General features: G+C 72.2%; 20 protein-coding genes. 7 read left to right on the top strand and 13 right to left on the bottom strand.

What is annotated here, in order from left to right; genetic code table 11:
- Nucleotides 1-8: 8 nt before the first annotated feature.
- Genes ACZYRU_RS07850 through ACZYRU_RS07840 form a run of 3 tightly spaced genes read right to left on the bottom strand, consistent with a single transcriptional unit; the run spans nucleotide 9 to nucleotide 6962 of the window.
- Nucleotides 9-1085 (bottom strand): ABC transporter permease, encoded by a 1077-nt coding sequence (locus ACZYRU_RS07850; protein ID WP_488956525.1) that lies wholly within the window; start codon nucleotides 1083-1085, stop codon nucleotides 9-11.
- On the bottom strand, nucleotides 1082-1981 hold the full coding sequence (locus tag ACZYRU_RS07845) for an ABC transporter ATP-binding protein (RefSeq protein ID WP_488956524.1): 900 nt from the start codon (nucleotides 1979-1981) through the stop codon (nucleotides 1082-1084). The genes ACZYRU_RS07850 and ACZYRU_RS07845 overlap by 4 nt, the downstream gene beginning before the upstream one ends.
- A 58-nt stretch (nucleotides 1982-2039) precedes the next feature.
- The gene (locus tag ACZYRU_RS07840) at nucleotides 2040-6962 is read right to left on the bottom strand and encodes an NAD-glutamate dehydrogenase (protein ID WP_488956523.1); all 4923 of its coding nucleotides are present in this window, start codon (nucleotides 6960-6962) and stop codon (nucleotides 2040-2042) included.
- A 62-nt stretch (nucleotides 6963-7024) separates the two neighbouring features.
- On the opposite strand from ACZYRU_RS07840, the gene ACZYRU_RS07835 reads away from it, so the two are divergent.
- Nucleotides 7025-7507 carry a DUF2505 domain-containing protein gene (locus tag ACZYRU_RS07835; protein WP_488956522.1) on the top strand — a complete coding sequence of 161 codons (483 nt, stop codon included), beginning with the start codon at nucleotides 7025-7027 and terminating at the stop codon, nucleotides 7505-7507.
- Nucleotide 7508: 1 nt separating this feature from the next.
- Nucleotides 7509-7991, top strand: coding sequence for a DUF2505 domain-containing protein (locus tag ACZYRU_RS07830; protein WP_488956521.1), 483 nt, complete (start codon nucleotides 7509-7511; stop codon nucleotides 7989-7991).
- Here the strand turns inward: ACZYRU_RS07830 and ACZYRU_RS07825 are convergent.
- Together ACZYRU_RS07825 and ACZYRU_RS07820 are read right to left on the bottom strand one after the other, a co-directional pair.
- A complete protein-coding gene (locus ACZYRU_RS07825; protein ID WP_488956520.1) occupies nucleotides 7988-8158 on the bottom strand; it encodes a hypothetical protein in 171 nt (56 codons plus the stop codon). The genes ACZYRU_RS07830 and ACZYRU_RS07825 overlap by 4 nt on opposite strands.
- 17 nt (nucleotides 8159-8175) lie before the next feature.
- A complete protein-coding gene (locus tag ACZYRU_RS07820) occupies nucleotides 8176-9648 on the bottom strand; it encodes a WS/DGAT/MGAT family O-acyltransferase (protein WP_488956519.1) in 1473 nt (490 codons plus the stop codon).
- Between the two features lie 145 nt (nucleotides 9649-9793).
- On the opposite strand from ACZYRU_RS07820, the gene ACZYRU_RS07815 reads away from it, so the two are divergent.
- Both ACZYRU_RS07815 and ACZYRU_RS07810 read left to right on the top strand, forming a co-directional pair.
- Complete coding sequence (locus tag ACZYRU_RS07815) at nucleotides 9794-10162, top strand: cupredoxin domain-containing protein (protein ID WP_488956518.1); 369 nt, start codon at nucleotides 9794-9796, stop codon at nucleotides 10160-10162.
- On the top strand, nucleotides 10159-11493 hold the full coding sequence (locus tag ACZYRU_RS07810; protein ID WP_488956517.1) for a hypothetical protein: 1335 nt from the start codon (nucleotides 10159-10161) through the stop codon (nucleotides 11491-11493). Before ACZYRU_RS07815 ends, ACZYRU_RS07810 begins: the two co-directional genes overlap by 4 nt.
- Nucleotides 11494-11504: 11 nt before the next feature.
- Here ACZYRU_RS07810 and ACZYRU_RS07805 read toward each other — a convergent pair whose 3' ends face one another.
- The 3 genes from ACZYRU_RS07805 to ACZYRU_RS07795 form a co-directional block, all read right to left on the bottom strand.
- A complete protein-coding gene (locus ACZYRU_RS07805; RefSeq protein ID WP_488956516.1) occupies nucleotides 11505-12158 on the bottom strand; it encodes a class I SAM-dependent methyltransferase in 654 nt (217 codons plus the stop codon).
- Nucleotides 12159-12401: 243 nt separating this feature from the next.
- Complete coding sequence (locus ACZYRU_RS07800) at nucleotides 12402-13616, bottom strand: CpaE/TadZ family protein (protein ID WP_488956515.1); 1215 nt, start codon at nucleotides 13614-13616, stop codon at nucleotides 12402-12404.
- Nucleotides 13617-13623: 7 nt separating this feature from the next.
- Nucleotides 13624-14298 carry a hypothetical protein gene (locus ACZYRU_RS07795; RefSeq protein WP_488956514.1) on the bottom strand — a complete coding sequence of 225 codons (675 nt, stop codon included), beginning with the start codon at nucleotides 14296-14298 and terminating at the stop codon, nucleotides 13624-13626.
- A gap of 125 nt (nucleotides 14299-14423) precedes the next feature.
- On the opposite strand from ACZYRU_RS07795, the gene ACZYRU_RS07790 reads away from it, so the two are divergent.
- Nucleotides 14424-14675: a helix-turn-helix domain-containing protein gene (locus ACZYRU_RS07790; protein WP_488956513.1), complete on the top strand. Its 252-nt coding sequence runs from the start codon at nucleotides 14424-14426 to the stop codon at nucleotides 14673-14675.
- A gap of 6 nt (nucleotides 14676-14681) precedes the next feature.
- Here ACZYRU_RS07790 and ACZYRU_RS07785 read toward each other — a convergent pair whose 3' ends face one another.
- Genes ACZYRU_RS07785 through sigE form a run of 3 tightly spaced genes read right to left on the bottom strand, consistent with a single transcriptional unit; the run spans nucleotide 14682 to nucleotide 17263 of the window.
- Nucleotides 14682-16097 carry a trypsin-like peptidase domain-containing protein gene (locus ACZYRU_RS07785; protein ID WP_488956512.1) on the bottom strand — a complete coding sequence of 472 codons (1416 nt, stop codon included), beginning with the start codon at nucleotides 16095-16097 and terminating at the stop codon, nucleotides 14682-14684.
- Between the two features lie 54 nt (nucleotides 16098-16151).
- Nucleotides 16152-16652 carry an anti-sigma factor gene (locus ACZYRU_RS07780; protein ID WP_488956511.1) on the bottom strand — a complete coding sequence of 167 codons (501 nt, stop codon included), beginning with the start codon at nucleotides 16650-16652 and terminating at the stop codon, nucleotides 16152-16154.
- Nucleotides 16649-17263, bottom strand: a complete 615-nt coding sequence (gene sigE, locus ACZYRU_RS07775) for an RNA polymerase sigma factor SigE (RefSeq protein WP_488956510.1) — start codon at nucleotides 17261-17263, stop codon at nucleotides 16649-16651. Before sigE ends, ACZYRU_RS07780 begins: the two co-directional genes overlap by 4 nt.
- A 174-nt stretch (nucleotides 17264-17437) precedes the next feature.
- Here sigE and ACZYRU_RS07770 point away from each other — a divergent pair, with 174 nt between their 5' ends.
- Both ACZYRU_RS07770 and ACZYRU_RS07765 read left to right on the top strand, forming a co-directional pair.
- A complete protein-coding gene (locus ACZYRU_RS07770; protein WP_488956509.1) occupies nucleotides 17438-18094 on the top strand; it encodes an O-methyltransferase in 657 nt (218 codons plus the stop codon).
- A 99-nt stretch (nucleotides 18095-18193) separates the two neighbouring features.
- The gene (locus tag ACZYRU_RS07765; RefSeq protein WP_488956508.1) at nucleotides 18194-19156 is read left to right on the top strand and encodes an acyl-ACP desaturase; all 963 of its coding nucleotides are present in this window, start codon (nucleotides 18194-18196) and stop codon (nucleotides 19154-19156) included.
- Nucleotides 19157-19175: 19 nt separating this feature from the next.
- On the opposite strand, the gene ACZYRU_RS07760 is transcribed toward ACZYRU_RS07765, so the two are convergent.
- Together ACZYRU_RS07760 and ACZYRU_RS07755 are read right to left on the bottom strand one after the other, a co-directional pair.
- Entirely contained in the window at nucleotides 19176-20753 is a 1578-nt protein-coding gene (locus ACZYRU_RS07760) for a leucyl aminopeptidase family protein (RefSeq protein WP_488956507.1), read from the bottom strand.
- Entirely contained in the window at nucleotides 20740-20907 is a 168-nt protein-coding gene (locus ACZYRU_RS07755; protein WP_141797973.1) for a DUF3117 domain-containing protein, read from the bottom strand. The genes ACZYRU_RS07760 and ACZYRU_RS07755 overlap by 14 nt, the downstream gene beginning before the upstream one ends.
- Between the last annotated feature and the right edge of the window lie 7 nt (nucleotides 20908-20914).

Here is a 20914-nt window from a genome sequence, read left to right as displayed (position 1 = left end):
GCCTCGCGTCAGGTGGTCTCCCAGCGGAACAGCCGCGCGGCCAGCAGGGTGACGACGACCGCGAACCCGGCGAGGATCCCCAGCGGCGCGAGCGCCGCAGCTGGCCCCTCGCCGCGGACCATGACGTCGAGCATCCCGGAGTTGAAGTGCTTGAGCGGCAGCAGGTCGGAGAGGCGTTGCAGCCAGGTCGGGGCGCCGTCCAGGGGGAAGAAGGAGCCGCTGAGGAAGGCCATCGGCAGGACCAGGAAGTTGGCGAGGTTGACCGCACCCTCCGTGGTCTTGGCGAGCGCGCCGGCGAGAAGTCCGATCGCCATGAAGCACAACGTGCCGACGGCGACCAGCGGGAGCGACATCCACCACGAGCCGGTGAGGGTGAGCCCGAAGGCCGCGGCGCCGAGGGCCAGGAAGATCGCGAGCTGGCCGAACGCGATCATCAGGGTGACCGCCACGCGTGCGGCGACGATGGTGCCGGTGCCGACCGGGGCGAGCTGGAGGCGGCGCAGCAGCTTGGACTGGCGCCAGCCCTGCAGCGTCGCGGCCGAGCCGAACGCTGCGCTCATCGCGACCGCCCAGCCGAGCAGGCCGGGCGTGACGAACTGGATGACCGACAGCGACTCGTCCTCGACGCGCTCGGCCGTGAAGGAGTACGCCGGCGGCTGGCCGGTCGCGGCGACGTTCGCGCCGTCGACGAACGCCCGCAGCGTCCCCTGGGTGACGGCGGCCTTGACCTGGTCGGTCTGCGTGTAGTGCGCGACGAGGTCGTCGCCGCGCTGCTCGATCGCGACGTCGGCGTCGCCCTTGCGGATCTGCTCCAGGGCGGCGTCGAGGTCCTTGGTGTGGTCGACCTCGAAGGTCTCCCCGAACGCCTTGGCCGCGCCGGTGGGCAGGTCGTCGACGAGCGGGACCGCGCCGACCTGGATCAGGTCGACCTTCGACTGGTTCTGGTTGCCGAGGATGCCGCCGAACAGGACGAGGAACATCAGCGGGAAGACGACGGCGAAGAAGACCGCCGCCTTGTCGCGGAGGAACCCGCGCAGGATCGCGACGGAGAGCGCCCAGAAGGGCGACCCCTGCAGGGCGCTCATGCGCGGTACTCCCGTCCGGTCAGGGAGAGGAAGACGTCCTCGAGGGTGCCTGTCTGCACGGTGACGCCGTCGAGGTGGTCGCCGGCGGCCAGGGCTCCGATCACGGACGCAGGGTCGCGGGTGACCAGGACGACGCCGTCGACGTCCTCCCGTGTCTCGGTGACGCCGGCGATGGCGCCGGCCTGCTGGGCGGTGAGCGCGCCGGGCGCGACCCGGATCCGGGCCGGGGCGTCGAGCCCGCGGACCAGCGCGGCCGGGGTGTCGAACTGGAGGATCCGGCCGTGGTCCATGACCGCGACCCGATCACAGAGCACCTCGGCCTCGTCCATGTAGTGGGTCGTGAGCACGACCGTGCGGCCGCTGTCGTTGATCGAGGACAACAGGTCCCACAGGTTGCGTCGGGCCTGTGGGTCGAGCGCCGCGGTCGGCTCGTCGAGGAAGACCAGCTCCGGGTCGTGGACCAAGGCGCAGGCGATCGACAGCCGCTGTGCCTGACCACCGGACAGGTCCTCGACCCGGCTCTCGGCCTTGTCGGTCAGCCCGACCCGCTCGAGCCACCCGTCGGCGGTGGTCCGGCCGACGCCGTACAGGCTGGCGAAGGTGCGGATCTGCTCGCGGGCCGTGAGCCGCTCGAAGAACGACGAGGCCTGGAGCTGGACGCCGATGCGGGGCTGCAGCCGCGGGTTGCGCGGCCACACCGGCTCGCCGAGCACCTCGACCCCACCGGCATCCGGCTGACGCAGGCCCTCGACCATCTCCAGGAGCGTGGTCTTGCCGGCGCCGTTGGGTCCGAGCACCCCGACGAACTCCCCCTCGGCGACGTCGAGGCTCACTGCGTCGACGGCGACCAGGTCGCCGTACCGCTTGGTCAGTCCGGTCACGTGGATGGCAGTCATCGCGACCGACCCTAGCCGTTGGTGGTGAACCCTCGTCGAAGCCGAGGGGGCGCGTTCGTCAGGACAGCAGGCCGCGCACCACCCGCAGGCCGACGGAGACCTTCGCGATGTCGGTCGGCTCGTCCGAGCAGACCGCGCCCAACGCACCGATCGCCTTGTCGACGACGCCGCCGGCCTCGGTCTCCCAGGCTGCGACCCGCCTGGTTGCGGCCTCCATCGGGTCCTCGACGGCATCGAGGTCGCCCGTGGCCTCGAGGACCTCGGCGGTGAGCTGCGCGTGGACGGAGTAGAGGTCGTCGCGCAGGGCGGCGCGGGCCATCGTCTGCCACTGGTCGGCACGCGGCAGGTCGACGATCCGGCGCTGCAGCACCGACAGGCCGAGCCGCTCCCCCAGCGTGAAGTGGACGCGGGCCACCTCGGCCGGGGTGAGGCCGTGGCTGTCGGCGATCTCGACGACGTTGAGCAGCGTGTAGGCGACGTCGAAGGACGCGACCCGGCTGGCGAGGTCCTCGGGGACGTCCTGGCCGACCAGCAGCTCCCGACGGGCCTCGTACGACGCCAGCTCGGTGCCGGTCAGCAGCTGGGGCAGCTCCAGCATCGTCGCCTGCACGGGCGCCGCGAAGAACTCGACGTTGCCCTGGCTGTCGAGCGGGGGCCGCCGGTTGGTGACCAGCCAGCGCGACGCGCGCTCGACGAGGGTGCGCATCTCGACCCGCATCCGGGTCTGCAGGGTCGCGTCGAGGACGTTGTCGTACTGCTCCAGCTCCCGGCGCAGGGCGAGCGAGCCGAAGATCTCCCGGGCCACGAAGTTGGCGCGGGTGAGCTCGGCAGGGGTCGCGCCGGTCTCGCCGGCCAGGCGGGGCCAGTAGGTCATGCCCGCGCCGTTGACCAGGTCGTTGACCACCTGGGTCACGATGATCTCGCGGCGCAGGGGGTGGGCCGCGACCTGCTCGGCGAAGCGCTCCTGGACCGGCTTCGGGAAGTAGGCCTGGATGTCGTTGTCGAGGTACGGGTCCTCGGGCAGGTCCGAAGCCAGCAGCTCCTCGGCCAGCACGATCTTCGTGTAGGCCATCAGCACCGCGAGCTCCGGCTGGGTGAGCGTGGCCCCCGCCTCGATCCGGCGGGCGACCTCCCGGCTCGAGGGCAGCGCCTCCAGCTCGCGGTCCAGCAGGCCCTGCGACTCGAGGTCGCGCATCCACTGCTCGTGGACGTGCAGCAGCGAGACCGCGTTGCGGGCCGCGTTGGCCAGCGCGATGTTCTGGTCGTAGTTGTCGCGCAGCACCAGGTCGGCGACCTCGTCGGTCATCGAGGCCAGCAGCTCGTTGCGCTGCTTGCCCGTCAGGTCGCCGTCGGCGACGATCCGGTCGAGCAGGATCTTGAGGTTCACCTCGTGGTCGGAGGTGTCCACACCGGCGGAGTTGTCGATGAAGTCCGTGTTCATCCGGCCACCCTCGAGGGCGTACTCGATCCGGCCCTGCTGGGTGAAGCCGAGGTTGCCGCCCTCACCCACGCACCGCACCCGGAGCTGACCACCGTCGACCCGGATCGCGTCGTTGGACTTGTCGCCGGCCTCGGCGTGGGTCTCGGTGGCCGCCTTGACGTAGGTGCCGATGCCGCCGTTCCAGAGCAGGTCGACGGGTGCGAGCAGGATCGCCCGCATCAGCTCGGCCGGCGTCAGGTGGGCGACGTCGTCGGCCAGCCCGAGCACCTCGCGGACCTCGGGACTGATCGGGATCGACTTGGCGCTGCGCGGGTAGATGCCGCCGCCCTGCGAGATCAGGGACCTGTCGTAGTCCTGCCAGCTCGACCGGGGCAGGTCGAAGAGCCGCTGCCGCTCGGCGTACGACGCCGCGGCGTCGGGCGAGGGGTCGAGGAAGATGTCGCGGTGGTCGAACGCGGCCACCAGCCGGATGTGCTCGGAGCACAGCATGCCGTTGCCGAACACGTCGCCGGACATGTCGCCGATGCCGACGACGGTGATGTCCTCGCGCTGGCAGTCGACGCCCATCTCGCGGAAGTGACGGCGTACGGACACCCAGGCGCCCTTGGCGGTGATGCCCATCGCCTTGTGGTCGTAGCCCACCGAACCGCCGCTGGCGAAGGCGTCGCCCAGCCAGAAGTGGTAGTCGGCCGAGACGCCGTTGGCGATGTCGGAGAAGGTCGCGGTGCCCTTGTCGGCGGCGACGACGAGGTAGGAGTCGTCGGCGTCATGGCGTACGACGTCCGGCGGCGGGACCGTCTCGCCGCCGACCAGGTTGTCGGTCACGTCGAGCAGGCCGCGGATGAACGTCGTGTAGCAGGCGACGCCCTCGGCCAGCCATGCCTCGCGGTCGCTCGGGTCGGGCAGCTGCTTGGCGTAGAACCCGCCCTTCGCGCCGACCGGCACGATCACGGTGTTCTTGACCATCTGCGCCTTGACCAGGCCGAGGATCTCCGTGCGGAAGTCGTCGCGCCGGTCCGACCAGCGCAGGCCACCACGGGCGACCGCGCCGAAGCGCAGGTGCACGCCCTCGACTCGCGGCGAGTAGACGAAGATCTCGAACCGGGGCCGGGGCTCCGGCAGGTCCGGGATCGCCGACGGCTCGAGCTTGAGCGAGAGGTACGACTTCGACGCGCCGTCGACGACCTGGAAGTAGTTGGTGCGCAGGGTCGCCCGGATGTGGGTGAGGTAGGACCGCAGGATCCGGTCGTGGTCGAGGCTGACCACGTCGTCGAGCGCGGCCCGGATCTTCTGGACCAGCGCCTCCTCGCGGACCGCCCGGTCCTGCTCGGCGGTCGGGTCGAAGCGCACCTCGAAGAGCGCCACCAGGAGTTGGGCCAGGTCGACGTTGTCGACCAGCGCCTGCTCGATGGAGTCGACGGCGAAGGGGCTGTTGCCCTGCTTCATGTACTTCGCATAGGCGCGCAGCAGCATCGCCTGGCGCCAGGTCAGCTGGGCACGCAGCACCAGCCGGTTGAAGCCGTCGACCTCGGTCTGGCCGTCCCACATCGCCCGCATCGACGCGGAGAACAGCTCGCGGGCGTGGTCGGGCAGCGCCTCGCCGTACCGCAGGCCGAAGTCGTAGATGTGGGTGACCCGCTCCAGGCCGGTCAGGCCGTAGGGACGCTCGTCGACGACCTCGACGCCCATCGACGCGAGCATCGGCAGCACCGCGCTCAGCGAGAGCGGCTCGCCGACCCGGAACATCTTGAGCCGGGCCTCGCCGTCGGCGGCGTCGACCTCGGCGTACAGCGACTGGTCGCGGCCCTCCTCGCCCCGGATCCCCTCGATCCGGCCGAGGTCGACCGCGGCCGTGCGCGGGGTGAAGTCCTCCTTGTAGGCCTCGGGGAAGGCGTCGAGGTAGCGGCGGCCGAGCAGCGCTCCGACCTCCTCGCCGTACTCCGCGATCACGGCCTGGAGGAAGTCCTCCTGCCACGAGCGGGACGCCTCGACCAGGCGCCGCTCGAGGTCGACGACGTCGATGTCGTCAGGGATCAGCTCGCCCTTGGGGAGGTGCACGACGAAGTGCACGCGTGCGGTCGTCGACTCGTTGATGCTGACGTTGAACTCGACCGAGTCGGGGCCGATCCGGCCCTTGCCGATCTGCTCGGTGAGGATCTCGACGAACTTGTGCCGGACGCCCGTGTTGTAGCGGTCGCGGGGCAGGTACACGAGCACCGAGAGGTAGCGGGCGTAGGTGTCGCGCCGGATGAACAGGCGCACGGCGCGGCGCTCGCGCGCCTGCATGGCCGCCTCGACGATCGGAGCGAGCTCGTCGACCGGCGTGTGGAACAGCTCGTCGCGCGGGTAGGTCTCGAGGGTGTCGAGCAGGGCGGCGCCGTCGTGGCTGCGGGCGTCGTACCCGCTGCGCTCGAGGACCTCGTCGACCTTCTCGCGCAGCAGCGGGATCCGCAGCAGCGACTCGGTGTAGGCCGCGCTGGACAGCAGGCCGAGGAAGCGGCGCTCCCCCACGACCTCGCCGTCGGGGCCGAAGGTCTTCACGCCGACGTAGTCGAGGTACGCCGGGCGGTGGATCGTGGAGCGCGAGTTGGCCTTGGCCAGGACGAGCAGCCGCTTCTCGCGGGCCTTGGCCTTGACCGCGTCGGGCAGCTTGCCGAACGCGATCGAGGTGTCGCCCTCGGAGGGGTGCTCGCGCAGGATGCCGAGACCGCTGCCGGGGACCGGCCGCAGCACGTCATCCTCGGGTCCGCCGTCGACGGAGACCCGGTCGAGGACGTACTCGCGGTAGCCGAGGAACGTGAAGTGCTCGTCGGCGAGCCAGCCGAGCAGCTCGGCGGCCTGGCGGACCTCCTCGGCCGGGAGCGGCGGCGGGTCGGACTGGAGGCCGGACACGACCTCGGCGACCCGCGCCTGCATGCCCGGCCAGTCCTGGACCGACGCGCGGACGTCGCCGAGCACGCGCAGGCAGTCGGCCACGACGTTCTCGGGGGTGTCCTCGTCCTCGCCGCTGAGGCGGCCGATCTCGATGTGCATCCAGGACTCGCGGATCGCGCCGTCGGCGGGCGCGGTCGAGCCGGAGGAGACCGGCTCGGCGGACAGCAGGCGGCCCGCCTCGTCGCGGCGTACGTCGAAGGTGGGGTGCACGACGGTGCGCACGTCGTGGAGGCCGCGGCTCAGCTCCATCGTCATCGAGTCGACGAGGAAGGGCGTGTCGTCGACGACGACCTCGACCACCGAGTGGCCGCCGGCCGACCAGCCGTTCTCGGCCACGGTCGGGGTGTAGACGCGGACCTTGGCCTGGCCCGGCGTGCGCTCGAGCGCGAGGTGGTGGTGGGAGGCGAAGGCACCGTAGACGTCGAGGTCGCTGCGGGCCGCGAGCTCCTCGGTGGCCACGTGCCGGTAGTAGGCCGGCAGCAGGGCTGGCAGCGCCTCACGGGGCGGCGCCCCTGATCCCTTCGCTGGTCCGGCTGCCGCTGCAGCCTGCTCGAAGATACGGTCCCGGTCAGCCCCCTGTGCCGAGGGCAGCGTCGTCGTTGACACAACTCGACCCTAGGACCTCGTGATCGCGCCTCACAACCGGCCGATGCGACATGATGTCTCGTATGCGATACAGCCGAGAGCTCGCCTACGACGCCCCGCCCGAGGAGGTGTTCGCGATGCTCGCGGACCCCGCCTTCCGGGAGAAGGTCGGCGCCGCCCAGGACGTCGTGTCCATCGACGTCGCCCTGACCCCGGCCGGTGCCGGCTTCACCCTGGTCAGCGACCAGGTGCAGAACACCGCCGGGCTGCCCGCGATCGCCAAGAAGATCGCGGGTGACACCACCCAGGCCGTGATCAAGGAGTCGTGGAACGACGCCACCTCCGGCACCATCGAGATCACCGCTCCCGGCAAGCCCACCAAGGCCACCGGCACGATCCGGCTCTCGGCTGCGGGCGGCGGCACGTCGTACGTCCAGGAGCTCGACGTGGTCGTCAAGGTGCCGCTCATCGCGGGCAAGCTGGAGAAGCTGATGGCCGACAACATCGACGCAGGCCTCACGACCGAGCATGCTGTGGGCGTGGCCTGGCTGAAGGGAGACCGCTGAGATGGCGACGAAGCTGAAGCACGAGATGACGTACGACGCCCCCGCGATCGAGGTCGCGGGGATGCTGTCCGACCCGGTGTTCCGCGAGACCGTGTGCCGCAACCAGCGCGCGACGTCCTACAGCGTCGAGATCGAGGGCAACGTCGACGCGAAGGCCGTGCGGATCGAGATGGAGCAGCCGACCGACAAGGTGCCGTCGTTCGCGAAGAAGTTCATCGGCGAGACCACCACGATCACGCAGACCGAGACCTGGGCGAGCCCGCTCCGGGCGACGGTCACGATCGGCATCCCCGGCAAGCCGGGCGAGATCAACGGCACCGCGACCCTGGTCGAGGTCGACGGCGTCACGAAGGAGACCGTCGAGCTCGAGATCAAGGTCAAGATCCCGCTCGTCGCCGGCAAGATCGAGGAGCTGCTCGCCAAGCTGCTCGGCAGTGCGCTGCGCGCCGAGGAGCGCACCGGCAAGGAGTGGCTCGCCGGCTAGTCGTTGTGCTGGGGCTCGTGCTCCTCCGCCTCGTCGAGGTCCTCGTCGGCCTCGGCGCGGCGGCGGACCGCGATCACGATCCCCAGCACCAGGAACGGCCCGAACGCGAGCACGATCGTCGCGATCTGCTCGACGGGGTGCAGGGCACCGAGATGCAGCGGGATCACAGGACCCATCGTCGCACTCAGTGCTGCTTGTCCTTCGCGGACCCCTTGCTCGTGGACTTCGTCGTACGGCGGCCGCGGGGCGCACGCTGCCGGCTCGCCGAGGACAGGTCGCTCAGCTCGTCGAGCGCCTCGCGCAGGCAGGCGCCGAGCACCTCGGCGTCGGGGATCCAGTCACGGTCGGCGGTGATGCCGTAGTAGACGCCGCCGTCGTACGACGTCACGCCGATCGCCAGCGGGTGCCCGGGCGTGAGCGGCGGGACGGGGTAGCTGGCGAGCATGCGGGCGCCGGCGGCGTACAGCGGGGCCTGCGGGCCGGGGACGTTGGTCACGGAGAGCTGGTAGCCGCGGCGCAGCTCTGCCGAGGCGACCCGCGATCCGATGGCGTGGAAGGTGGTCGGCGCGAAGCCGGCGATCCCCGCGAGACGGTTGGCGGCGACGCTGCGGCCGGTGTCCTTGTGGGCCTGGAACGAGTAGGACACCTGGTGCAGGCGGACCACCGGGCTCGTCTCGCCGATCGGCAGGTCGACGAAGTGGGCGGCGATCTGGCTGCCGAGCGAGGTCGCCTCGAGCTCCTCGTCGATGACCGAGACGGGGACGACGGCGCGCACCTGCCGCAGCCCGCCCATCGACTCGGACCGGGTCATCAGCCAGGCCCGGAGGGCACCGGTGACGGTGGCGAGGATGACGTCGTTGACCGTGCCGCCGTGCGCCTCGCGGATCCGGCGGTAGTCGGCGAGCCGGGTCTCGACGGTGACGACACGACGCTGCTGGGACAGCGGCCCGTTGATGACGCCGCGCGTCCTCGGGCGGCGACCGGTCGCCGCGGAGAGGAACGAGCGGGCGCGCTCGCTGCGCCGGTCGGCCGTGCGGGCCAGGGCACGCGAGCCGGTGCGGACCGTGTCGAGCAGCTCGCCGGGGTCAGTGAGGTTCTCGCGCACGGCCGCGGCCAGCAGGTTGGCCGGGTTGGGCGAGCGGCGCGGCTGCCAGTCGTCCGGCTCGAGCGCGCGCGCTTCAGGCTGCAGGTCGAGCAGCAGCTGACCGAGGTCGACGGTGTGGACGCCGTCGACCAGCGCCTGGTGGGTCTTGGAGAGCAGCGCGACCCGCCCGCCCTCGAGGCCCTCGACGAAGTAGATCTCCCACAGCGGGCGGCTGCGGTCGAGCGGACGGGACACGATCCGTGACACCAGCTCGAGGAGCTGGGCGGAGGTGCCGGGCCGCGGCAGCGCGGAGCGTCGTACGTGGAAACCGATGTCGAACTTCTCGTCGTCCACCCACACCGGGTTGGCGAGGTGCCCGGGCACCGCCTGCAGCCGCTGGCGGTAGCGCGGCACGAACGCGATCCGGTCGCGGATCAGCCCCACGAGACGGGCGTGGTCGAACGCGTCGGCGCCCTCACCGGGATCGAAGATCTCGATGGTCGCGTTGTGCTGCGGGGTCTCCGCCGACTCCTGCTCGAGGAACGTCAGGTCCCGTGGGCGTACCCGATCCACCACGTGGTTCCCCAACCTCTCTGGTCGGATCCCTGAAGCAGCGACGTCCGGCCCCATCCGGACGTCTTGGGATCACATGAGATTCTGGCAGACAACATCGATCATCCGTGGATTCGTCCGCGGATGTTCTGCGACAGGAGGAACCATGCAGCGGCTGCCACGGCGCGTGCTGGGTACGGCGTGCGCCGGGATCATGCTCCTCGGGACCGCCACGGCGTGCGGGTCCGACGAGAAGGCGGGCTCCACGGACAAGGTCGTCACGGTCGACATCACCGTCAAGAACGGCGAGATCACGCCGAAGGGCGACCGGGTCAAGGTGGCGGCCGGCCAGCCGATCGACCTCGTCGTGACCTCGGACACCGCCGGCTCGCTGCACATGCACTCCGACCCCGAGCAGGAGTTCCCCTACGACGTCGGGACCAAGACGTTCCCGATCACGATCGACCGCCCCGGCGTGATCGAGGTGGAGTCGCACGACCCGCCGCAGATCATCGTCCAGCTCGAAGTCCGATGACCCCCCTCTCCGGCACCGTCGAGGCCCATGGCATCGGCGGTCAGGCCGACCTGCCGATCTCCCTCGAGCTCGCCGTGTCCGGCGCGGTCGCCGCGCTCGTCGTGTCCTTCACCGTCCTCGTCGTCGCCTGGCAGCGTCCCCGGTACGACGGCGGGGCGCACCCCGGCCGTCCGGCCCCCGCCTGGCTGGACCGGGTCACCGGCTCCGCGGCCTTCCCGGTGGTGCTGCGCCTGGTGGGCATGGTCGTGGCGCTCTACACCGTGTTCACCGCGGTGCTCGGCCAGAACACCCTGACCAACCCGTTCTTCGGCATCTTCTACGTGTGGTGGTGGGTCGGCCTGGTCTTCACCTCCGCCCTGTTCGGCCCGGTGTGGCGCGCGATCAGCCCGGTCCGCACCATCAACGCTGCCATCGCGAAGCTCGCCGGCAGCGACCCCGACGAGGGGCTGGTCCGCTACCCGGAGCGGCTGGGGCTCTGGCCCGCGGCGCTCGGCCTGTTCGCGTTCGTGTGGCTGGAGCTGGCCTCCACCCACCCGACCGAGCTCGGCAACGTGCGGCTGTGGTGCGCGGTCTACGTCGGCGTGATGCTGATCGGCGGCGCGGTCTTCGGCAACCGCTTCTACGAGAACGCCGACCCGTTCGAGGTCTACTCCTCGCTGATCGCGAAGCTCTCGCCGTGGGCCAGGGTCGAGGGTCGACTGGTGCTGCGCAGCCCGCTGGCGAACCTGTCGACCATCGCGCCGACGCCCGGACTGGTCGGTGTCGTCGCCGTGCTGTTCGGCAGCACCGCCTTCGACTCCTTCGCGGAGTCGGCCTTCTGGGTCAAGACCTACCAGAACGCCTCGGTCAGCAAGTTCCTGCTCGACAACGTCGCACTGGTCGTCTTCTGCCTCACCGCGGGCCTGCTGTTCAGCATCGGCAGCGCCCTGACGCCCTCGCAGGCCGACGTACCGCGTCGCCAGCTGGCACGTCACTACGCCCACTCGATCGTGCCGATCGTGCTCGGCTACATCGTCGCGCACTACCTGACCCTGTTCATCGACGTCGGCACCCAGACGCTCGCGCGGGCCAGCGACCCGCTGGGCAAGGGGTGGGACATCCTCGGTACGGCGGCCGTCGAGCCGTCGTACTGGTTCTCCTACCGCCCGGAGGTGCTGGCGACGATCAAGGTGCTGGCCGTCGTGGTCGGGCACGTGGTCGCCGCCGTCGCCGCGCACGACCGGGCGCTGAGCCTCCTGCCCAAGCGGGACCAGGTCACCGGGCAGCTGCCGCTGCTGTTCGTGATGGTCGGGTTCACCGCGGGCGGGCTGTTCCTGCTGTTCAGCTCCTGATCCGCTCCTGGTCAGACCGGCGCCCGGCGGGTGCCGACGATCAGGTGGAACGCCGGCTCGCGGTGCCCCAGCGCGCGGTGGGCGACATCCAGGCCTGTCGCCTCGAGCGCCTCCACGACCTCGGCCACCGGCCGCACCGTGAAGCCGTGGCGGGCGACCGGCTGGCGCGCCATCCACGCCGGCTCGGCGATCCCGACCACCCCTCGTCCGCCCGACGCGAGCACCCGCGCCCCCTCCCGGAGGGCGAGGTCGAGGTCGTCGACGAAGTAGACGGTGTTGGTGGTGATCCACCCGTCCAGGGCGCCGTCCGCGAACGGCAGCGCCGCCATCGTCGCCTCGTGCAGCTCGAGCCGGCCGGCAGCCACGGCCTCGGCGTGCGCCTTGCGCGCGCGGGCCAGCATGTCGACCGACGGCTCGACACCGTGCACCCGGCCACCCCGGTCGGTCGCCGCCAGCAGCAGGTCGAGCCCGATCCCGCCGCCGAACCCGATGTCGGCCACGGTCTCGGTGCCGCTCAGCCCGAGCGCCTCGACGGCCGCACCCACCGGTGCCGCGTTGCCCTTGTTGAGCATCCGCGCGACCACGCCGCCGAGCGGGCCGGACGGGCCACCCAACTGCCGGGCCAGGACGCGGAACAGGACGTCGGGAACCGGGACGCGCGGCATCTGGCCACTATGACAGAGCGAGGACCGTCCGCAGGCCGTTGTCGACCTCGCGCATGAGGTGGTCGGGCACGAGCACCGGACGCCGCTTCGCCGGACCACTGCCGACGGGGGCACCGAAGTCGCACCAGTGACGTCGCCGCGCTTCACCACTCGTCGTCCGTCCCGGCCACCAGACGCGCTCCACCCTCCACGGCGAACCAGGTCGAGCTGTCGGCATCGACGACGTCGACATCACGTAGGCACTCATGCCATGGCATCGAGCAGCCGCGCGACGGCGCGGGTCAGCGCGGACTCACCGGACTCGACGAGCAGCCGGCCGGCTACCAGCGCCCGGTCGACGGCAGCCTGGTCGTCGGGCAGGAAGTGCACGTCGAGGTGGGGCCCGAAGCCGGCGAGCATGGTGACCACGTCGGCCTCGCGCCAGCCGAGGGTGGGCCGCATCCGGTTGACGACGACGCGCACCCGCGGGTCGGGGACGTGCTCGTGGAGGTCGGTGAGGGCACGGGCGAGCCGGGCCAGGCCGACCGGATCCGCAGAGCCGACGAGGACGACCTCGTCGGCGACCTCGACCGCCTCGCGGGTCAGGCCGTTGCGCTCGGGACGGGCGGTGACCTCGCCGAGGTCGGGCTCGAGGCTGAACCCGGTGTCGAGGACGACCTGGCCGTCCTGGCGGGCTCGCTCGACGATGGCGGTGAGGGTGCCGGGGCGCAGCTCGACCCAGCGGTCCGGGCGGGGCAACCCGGTCAGCACCCGCAGGTGGTCGGAGAGCCGGCGCTGCACGGTGACGAAGCGCTCGTCGAGGGTGCCGGCGCCGACCAGGCGCGCGGCCGAGAGGAGCCCGGAGACCTCGTCGAGGACGCCCAGCTGCTGCGCGACCGCGCCGCCGTGGGGGTCGGCGTCGACGAGCAGCGTGGTCAGCCCGCGGCGGGCGAGCTCGCCGGCCAGGCCGCTCGCGAGGGTGGTGCGGCCCGGCGCTCCCCCGGCTCCCCAGACGGCCAGCACCCGGCCCGCGGGACCGCCGACCGCGCTGCGTGCGGTGTCGGTGAGGTCGAGGGCGTCGAGGACGGGCGGCGCGTCGTACGACGGGACGGGGTGAGTGGGATCGGCCGGCAGTGCGGCGACCAGGTCGGCCAGCTCGGCAACCCGGTCGGCGGCCAGGACGGTGACCACGCCGATCCGGGCCGCCCGCGGTTGCGCGAGGTCGGGATCAGGCGCCACGCCGACCACGCGGACACCGTGCTGGAGCAGGTCGTCGACCACGCCGTGGTCGAGCCCGGGCAGGTCCGTCGCGACCACGGCCACGTCGGCCTGGCCGGTGCGGGCGGCCGCCATCAGGTCGGCGACGTCCACACACCGCTTGAGCAGCACCGTGGCCGGGTGCTCGGTGAGCGCGGTCAGCGCGCGGGACTCCCACGCGGCGCCGGAGGAGACCAGCAGGACGACGGTCACGCCGGCCATGCGGGCCTCACGACCGCTGCAGGATCCGGATCACCGGGTCCTGCAGGGTGCCGAGGAGCAGCTCGAACTCCGCCGCCCGGTCGTCGTCGACCGCGACGACCAGCTGGCGGGCACCGGTGACGGCGAAGGTGTCGTCGTACGCCGGTGCGGCGACGACCGTGACGCCGCTCAGCGCCGGTCCGTCGGCCTCGTCGCCGTCACTGCCCTTCGCGCCGGGTACGTCGGCCACCGGGCCCGAGCCGTCGGTCAGCCACACGTCGACCACGGAGCCCGCCGCGACATCGGGCGGCACCCGGTTGGGGTCGACCTCGAGCGGCACCCGCAGCACCGCCTCCTCGTCGGCCGGGCCGACGGCCGAGCGGGCCAGCAGCTCGCCCTCCCCGACGGCGCGGACCAGCACCAGGTCGTCGGGGACCGGCTCGTCGGCGGCGAAGTAGCGCTCCAGCGTCGCGTCGTCGGCGAAGCGCACCCGCTGGACGACGAGGTCGCCGGCCGCGACCGGCGTACCGGCGCCCCGCTCCCCTGTCATCGCCCACACCGTCACGGTGTCGTCGGCGGCCGCCAGGAGCCGTGCTCCGAGGACGACCGAACCGGTCACGAGCAGCACGCCGAGCCACAGCCGGGGATCACGCCAGGCCGGCCGCGCCACGCGTTGCGCGGCCGGAGGGACAGGCGTGCCCACGGAACTCCCGAGATCCCGAGTCACCGGGCCATCATGCAGGGCGAACCGCCCGGCGTCACCCGGCCGTCCACAGGTACGCCGTGGCCCGGGCTGCGGAGGTCGGGGCCGGATGCAACGATGGAGCCATGCCCGACCGTCCCGGCCAGCCCGGCAGCCCGCGGTTCCTGACGCTCGCCGACGTCGCCGAGGTGCTCAACACCTCGAGCGCGCAGGTCTACGCGCTGGTCCGCCGCGGCGAGCTGCCCGCCATCAAGATCGGCGGGCGCGGGCAGTGGCGGGTGGAGGCCAGCCGGCTCGAGGAGTACATCGCGCAGCAGTACCGCCACACCGAGCAGTACGTCGCCGAGCACCCCTTCGTGGAGTCCGAGGTCGACTGACGCCGGCTATCCCACCTCGCCGTCGAGGGTGACCTTGACCTTCTTCTCCTTCGAGCCACGGGTGATGGTGAACTCGATGGTCTGACCGGGCTGGTAGGTCCGGATGGCGACGATCAGCGCGGTGCCGTCGGCGACCCGGCTGCCGTTGACGTGGGTGATCACGTCGCCGCGGTGCAGGCCGGCCTTCTCGGCCGGGCTGTTCGCGATGATCTCGTCGAGCTCGGCGCCCTCGCCGGTCGGGGGGCCGCCGGTCTTCACCTTGGCGCCGATGACGGGGTACTGCGCCTTGCCGGTCTTGAGGATCTGGTCGGCGGTGACCCGGACCTGCTCGACGGGGATGGCGAAGCCGACGCCGATGTTGCCGGCCTCGGAGTCGACGGAGCCGCCGCCGGCGGTGGCGATGGCGGAGTTGACGCCGATCACCTCGCCCTTCTGGTTGACCAGCGGGCCGCCGGAGTTGCCGGGGTTGATCGCGGCGTCGGTCTGGATCGCGTCGATCCAGGACGAGTCCTCGGCCGTGGAGCCCGTGGTGACGGGGCGGTGGAGATAGCTGACGATGCCGGAGGTGACCGTGTCGGGCAGGTTCAGCGGGGAGCCGATCGCCACGACCGGCTCACCGACCTGCAGCTTGGCGGCGTACCCGAGCTTGGCGGGCTTGAGGTTGTCGTGCTTCTTCACGTAGAGCACGGCGAGGTCGTAGATCGGGCTGCGGCCGACCACCTCGGCGTCGTACCGGTTGTGGTCGTGGTCGACCACGACGATCGGCCCGGTGTCCTTGGCGGCCTCGGCGACGACGTGGTTGTTGGTGACGATGTGGCCGTCGCCGTCCATCACCCAGCCGGAGCCGGTCGCGCCGGCGGCCTCGCCGCCGTACTCGGCGATGATCTGGACCGTGCTCGGGAGCACCGCCTGGGCGACGTCGGCGACCGAGCCGGGCGCCGCGAGCGGCGGGTCCTTCTCGAGGTCGACGCCGGCGAGGCCGTCGCCGGAGTAGCCGGGGCCGTCCGGGGAGTCGCCGGAGATCGCGTCGTAGGCGAGCGCGCCGAGCAGGCCGCCACCGAGGCCGACGACCAGCGCGATCGCGGCCACGACCGGGATCACCCAGCCGGCGAGCTTCGCGCCGCTGCGCTGGGCGTTCGGAGCGGGCATCCGCACGGTCAGGTCGGGCGCAGCGGGGGGTACGGGGCCGGGCACCGGCGGGGGCGGCATCAGCGAGGGGGCCAGACCCGGCAGCGGGGTGGTCGGCTCCGGGGCCGCGTCCGGCAGCGGCGCGACGCCGGGCGACGGCGGCGCCCACTGGGTGTGGGTCGGCTCGGGAGCAGGCTCCGGCTCCGCGGTGGTCTCGGACGACGGCACGTCGAGCGGCGCCAGGGGCGCGAGCGGCTCGGTGGGCTCGTGGTCGGGGTCGTGCGCGTCGGTCACGGGACCATCATGTCCGATCGCACCACACCGACCCGCGGCAGGGACGCAGGCTGGCTACGGGAGCATCCGGCGCAGCGGCACGGTGACGAACGGTCCGCGCACAGGGGTCCGGGCAGTCCCCGACGTCCCGCCCGTCCCGGTCGGGCCCGAGGGCGACGGCACGGTCGTGTTGATCTGCGTGGCCGGGGGTCGACGGTCGGCGGGCGGGGTGGATCCCGGCGCGAACCCGAGCGCGAGCACGCCGAGCATGGCCGCGCCGATGGCGCTGCCGCCGATCATCACCGCGCCCGTCGTACGACGGTGCGGAGCGTGCCGCTCCGGGCCCAGCAGCGCCTCACCGGGCGGCATGCTGAGGAGGGAGCCCTTGAGGTCGGAGGACGCGCCGCGCTCGGCGCCGCACAGCCCGGCGAGCCGGGTCTTGACCCAGCCCTCGCGCTCGACGAGGTCACGGCACGCGTGGCAGGCGTAGACGTGGGCCCACGCCTCCTCGGTGTCCCGAGCCGAGAGCTGTCCGTCGAGGAGCGCGCTCACCCGGTTGCCGAGGTGGCCGATCACGTCGCGACTCCCCCGCCGACGGCGAGCGGCGCGGGCCCGGCGTACCGGGTGCGGCCGGCCGCAGGGGCACGGTGGGCGAGCGCGGAGCGCAGCAGGGCGCGACCGCGGTGGATCCGGGAGCGGACGGTGCCGAGCTTGGCACCGAGGATCTCGGCGATCTCCTCGTAGCTGAGGCCCTCGATGTCGCACAGCACGACGGCGGCGCGGAAGTCCGGGGGCAGGGAGGCCAGCGCGGCGGCGACGTCGTCGTCGAACATCTGGTCGGTGTACGCCAGGTCGGGCGCGGGCGAGGCGCTCGCGAGCCGGGCGGCGCGCTCGTCGGAGAGCGCGTCGAAGCGGATCCGCTGCTTGCGGCGGGCCTGGTCGAGGAACAGGTTCGTGGTGATCCGGTGCAGCCAGCCCTCGAACGTGCCGGGGGTGTAGGTGTGCAGCGAGCGGAAGACGCGCACGAAGACCTCCTGGGTGAGGTCCTCCGCGTCGTGGCGGTTGCCGGTCAGGCGCAGCGCCAGGCGGTAGACGCGGTCGGAGTGCTCCTCGACGATGGTTCCCCAGTCCAGGTCGGACCGCCCCTGCCCGGTGGGCTGGGGATGGGGATCGACGGGCTCCTTCATGGTGGCCTTCTTCCGCTGGATCAGTGCCAAGTGGCCTGGCTCCTCTCACCGTAGGGGTGGGAACTGAGCGTTCCCTGTGAACTCCCCCATCATTGGCCAACAACGATCGGCAACGATCGGGTGTTCCCGGCGACGGTCCACGGTCCCGGGCCTGCTCCACACTAGGGTGAGCCCGTGGCCCCGACACCGATCAACGCTGCCAGCTGGACCTTCGCCGACACCTATGTCGCGGAGGACGACGTCCTCGCCGCGGCGCGCACGCGCGCCGAGGAGGTCGGCGTGACCCCGATCGGCGCCGGCACCGGAGCCACCCTGCGCTTCCTCGCCGCGGCCCTCGAGGCGCGCGCGGTGGTCGAGATCGGCACCGGCACCGGCGTCTCCGGCGTCTGGCTGCTGCGGGGCATGCGCCCCGACGGCGTGCTGACCACGGTCGACGTGGAGGCCGAGCACCAGCGCCTGGCCAAGGAGTCGTTCAAGGACGCCGGCGTCGCGCCGCAGCGGGTCCGCACGATCGCGGGCTCCGCGCTCGACGTCCTCCCCCGGCTGACCGACGGCCACTACGACATCGTGTTCGCCGACGGCGACAAGCGGGAGTACGGCGCCTACCTGTCCGAGGCGCTGCGCCTGCTCCGCCCCGGCGGTGTGGTCGCGTTCGACAACGCCCTGTGGCACGACCGCGTCGCCGACCCGGCCCAGCGCGACGACGAGACGGCCGCGATCCGCGAGCTCGTGCAGCAGGTCGCGGCCACCGACGGCCTGGTCCCCGCACTGCTGCCCGTCGGTGACGGTCTGCTGGTCGCCAAGAAGGAGTGGGTCCCGGAAGCGGACTGACCGGCCACCGCCCTGCTCGCCCCTCGCGGGGCAGTGGGCCGAGTGGTAGGAAGGGGGTGAGCCTCGGCCCCCGAGCCGGCCAGGAGAAACGAGTGCGCCATGACCAGCACCGAGACCACCGTGCCGCGACACCTCCTCGAGGAGCTCGAGCCCGTCGTGGCGGCCAACCTCGACCGGCACCTCGCGATCGCGCAGGAGTGGCACCCGCACGACTACATCCCGTGGAGTCGTGGTCGTGACTTCGCGATGCTCGGCGGCGAGGACTACGCCCCCGAGCAGTCCGAGCTCTCGGAGGTCGCCAAGGCGGCGATGTTCACCAACCTCCTGACCGAGGACAACCTGCCGTCGTACCACCGCGAGATCGCCACCCGTTTCGGCCGGGACGGCGCCTGGGGCACCTGGGTCGGGCGGTGGACCGCGGAGGAGAACCGGCACGGCATCGCCCTGCGCGACTACCTCGTCGTGACGCGCGGCGTGGACCCGGTCGAGCTCGAGCGGGCGCGGATGGACTACATGACCACCGGCTACGACTCAGGCGACAAGACCGCGCTCGAGGCGGTCGCCTACGTCTCGTTCCAGGAGCTCGCCACCCGGGTCTCGCACCGCAACACCGGCAAGGCCACCGGCGATCCGATCGCGGACACCCTGCTCGCGCGGATCGCCAAGGACGAGAACCTGCACATGATCTTCTACCGCAACATCGTCGCGGCGGCGCTGGACATCGCGCCCGACGAGACCATGCGCGCGATCGCCGACGAGGTGATCGGCTTCGAGATGCCGGGCGCCACGATGGCCGGGTTCCGCCGCAGCTCGATGATGATCGCCAAGGCGGGCATCTACGACCTGCGCCTGCACCACGACGAGGTGATCATGCCCGTACTGCGCCACTGGGACGTCTTCGCCCGCTCCGGGCTCGGCCCCGTCGGCGAGCAGGCACGCGAGGAGCTGGGCACCTTCCTCGCGGCGCTCGACGAGCAGGCGACCGCCTTCGTCGACCGGCGCGCGGAGCAACGTGCCCGGCAGGCAGCGAGCTCCGGGGAGCCGCAGGTCATCGTGACCTGAGCGTGCGCATCAGCCTGGCTCAGGCGCCGATCCCCGCCACCGGGTCGGGCGAACCGAGCCAGGACAGCAGCAGCCGGGAGCCGAAGCCCGAGGGACCGACGGTCCACTCGTGCCACTCCTTCTCCACGTCGCCGACCGAGGCGATGTCGAGGTGCGCCCACGGCACGTCGCCGACGAACGGCTGCAGGAACAGCGCGGCCGTGATCGCACCGGGACCGCCGGGGTCGTTGGACGCGTCGGCGACCTTCGAGGCGAGCTTGTCCTCGTAGCCGCGGTAGAGCGGGAAGCGCCACAGCGGCTCCCCGGCCCGGGCGCCGGCCGCGTCGAGCGCAGCGGCGAGGGCGTCGTCGTTGGCGAACAGGCCACCGACCTGCTGGCCGAGCGCGACCTTCACCGCACCGGTCAGGGTGGCGACGTCGACGACGACGGCGGGGTCGAGCTCGGCGACGGCGTACGCCAGGGCGTCGGCGAGGACCAGGCGGCCCTCGGCGTCGGTGTTGCCGACCTCGGTGGTGCGACCGCCGAGGTGGGTGATCACGTCGCCGGGGCGCAGCGCGCTGCCGGAGATGGCGTTCTCGGCGGCGGCGACCAGACCGATCACGCGGACCGGGCAGTCGACGTCGGCGAGGGCGGCCATGGTCGCCAGGACCACGGCACCGCCGGTCATGTCGCGCTTCATCGAGCCCATCGAGGCGGCGGGCTTGATCGACAGGCCGCCGGTGTCGAAGGTGATGCCCTTGCCGACGAGGACGACGACCGGGAGCTTCTTCGCCGCACGGGCCGAGACCCCGGCCGGCGTGTAGTCGAGGCGGATCAGGCGCGGCGGCGTCGCGGAGGCGGCGCCGACGGCGAGGATGCCGCCGAAGCCGTCGCGGGCGAGGTCACCCTCGTCCCAGATGCGTACGTCGAGCCCGCTCGCCTCGGCGATCTCCTCGGCCTGCGTGGCCAGCCAGGCGGGGTTCTTCAGGTTCGACGGCACGGTCGCCAGCAGCCGGGAGCGCCAGCCGGCGCCTCCGAGGGCGACGGCACGCTCCAGGGCGGCACGGTCGGTGCCGGCGGCGGACAGCACCACCCGTCGTACGGGATGGTGCTCGGGGCCGGTCGAGCGCCAGTGGAAGACGAACGAGCCGAGCATGGTGCCGGCCACGAACGCCTCGAGCGCGATCGGGTCGTCGAGCGAGGTGTCCTCGGCGACGGCCGGGATCGAGGTGACGACGGCGGCGCGGTCGCGCGCGGCCTTGGCCATCGCGGCGCCCGCACGGCGCAGGTCGATCGGGCGCGCGGCGCCCACCCCGATCAGCAGGACCACGCGCAGGGCCGGGTTGGCCGGCGTACCTTCCGGCACGGGCACGAGCGCCACCTCACCGCTGGCACCGGTCAGGCCGTGCACCTCGGCGATGCCGACGAGGTCCAGGCCGAGCTCGTCGGCGAGCTCCGCGGCACCCGGGCCGAGCAGCAGGCCTCCGTCGTCACCCGGCAGCACCGGGAGCGCGACGACGTCAACGCCCTTGATGGCGCCGGGGAGCAGCTCGCTCGCAGCGAACTCGGGAGGTGAGACCTGACCCGGCAGGACCGGGCCTGCGTCAGCCGATGACATTCTGGAGCGCGTCACCGAGGGCGGCAGCCTCCTCAGCATTGAGCTCGACCACGAGCCGGCCACCACCTTCGAGCGGGACGCGCATCACGATGCCGCGACCCTCCTTGGTGACCTCGAGCGGACCGTCGCCGGTCCGAGGCTTCATCGCCGCCATGCGGCAC

It is taken from the genome of Nocardioides sp. F233 (genome assembly GCF_057813895.1).
Note: the sequence above shows the minus strand (reverse complement) of the source record. Positions and strands in the feature narration are given on the sequence as shown.

Excerpts from the sequence above, each read along its gene's own strand:
- ACZYRU_RS07765 (WP_488956508.1), top strand. The coding sequence starts at position 18,194 with ATGACCAGCACCGAGACCACCGTGCCGCGACACCTCCTCGAGGAGCTC.
- ACZYRU_RS07800 (WP_488956515.1), bottom strand. The coding sequence starts at position 13,616 with ATGGCCGGCGTGACCGTCGTCCTGCTGGTCTCCTCCGGCGCCGCGTGG.
- sigE (WP_488956510.1), bottom strand. The coding sequence starts at position 17,263 with ATGAAGGAGCCCGTCGATCCCCATCCCCAGCCCACCGGGCAGGGGCGG.
- ACZYRU_RS07755 (WP_141797973.1), bottom strand. The coding sequence starts at position 20,907 with ATGGCGGCGATGAAGCCTCGGACCGGCGACGGTCCGCTCGAGGTCACC.
- ACZYRU_RS07845 (WP_488956524.1), bottom strand. The coding sequence starts at position 1,981 with ATGACTGCCATCCACGTGACCGGACTGACCAAGCGGTACGGCGACCTG.
- ACZYRU_RS07810 (WP_488956517.1), top strand. The coding sequence starts at position 10,159 with ATGACCCCCCTCTCCGGCACCGTCGAGGCCCATGGCATCGGCGGTCAG.
- ACZYRU_RS07835 (WP_488956522.1), top strand. The coding sequence starts at position 7,025 with ATGCGATACAGCCGAGAGCTCGCCTACGACGCCCCGCCCGAGGAGGTG.
- ACZYRU_RS07760 (WP_488956507.1), bottom strand. The coding sequence starts at position 20,753 with ATGTCATCGGCTGACGCAGGCCCGGTCCTGCCGGGTCAGGTCTCACCT.
- ACZYRU_RS07815 (WP_488956518.1), top strand. The coding sequence starts at position 9,794 with ATGCAGCGGCTGCCACGGCGCGTGCTGGGTACGGCGTGCGCCGGGATC.
- ACZYRU_RS07830 (WP_488956521.1), top strand. The coding sequence starts at position 7,509 with ATGGCGACGAAGCTGAAGCACGAGATGACGTACGACGCCCCCGCGATC.
- ACZYRU_RS07850 (WP_488956525.1), bottom strand. The coding sequence starts at position 1,085 with ATGAGCGCCCTGCAGGGGTCGCCCTTCTGGGCGCTCTCCGTCGCGATC.
- ACZYRU_RS07790 (WP_488956513.1), top strand. The coding sequence starts at position 14,424 with ATGCCCGACCGTCCCGGCCAGCCCGGCAGCCCGCGGTTCCTGACGCTC.
- ACZYRU_RS07805 (WP_488956516.1), bottom strand. The coding sequence starts at position 12,158 with ATGCCGCGCGTCCCGGTTCCCGACGTCCTGTTCCGCGTCCTGGCCCGG.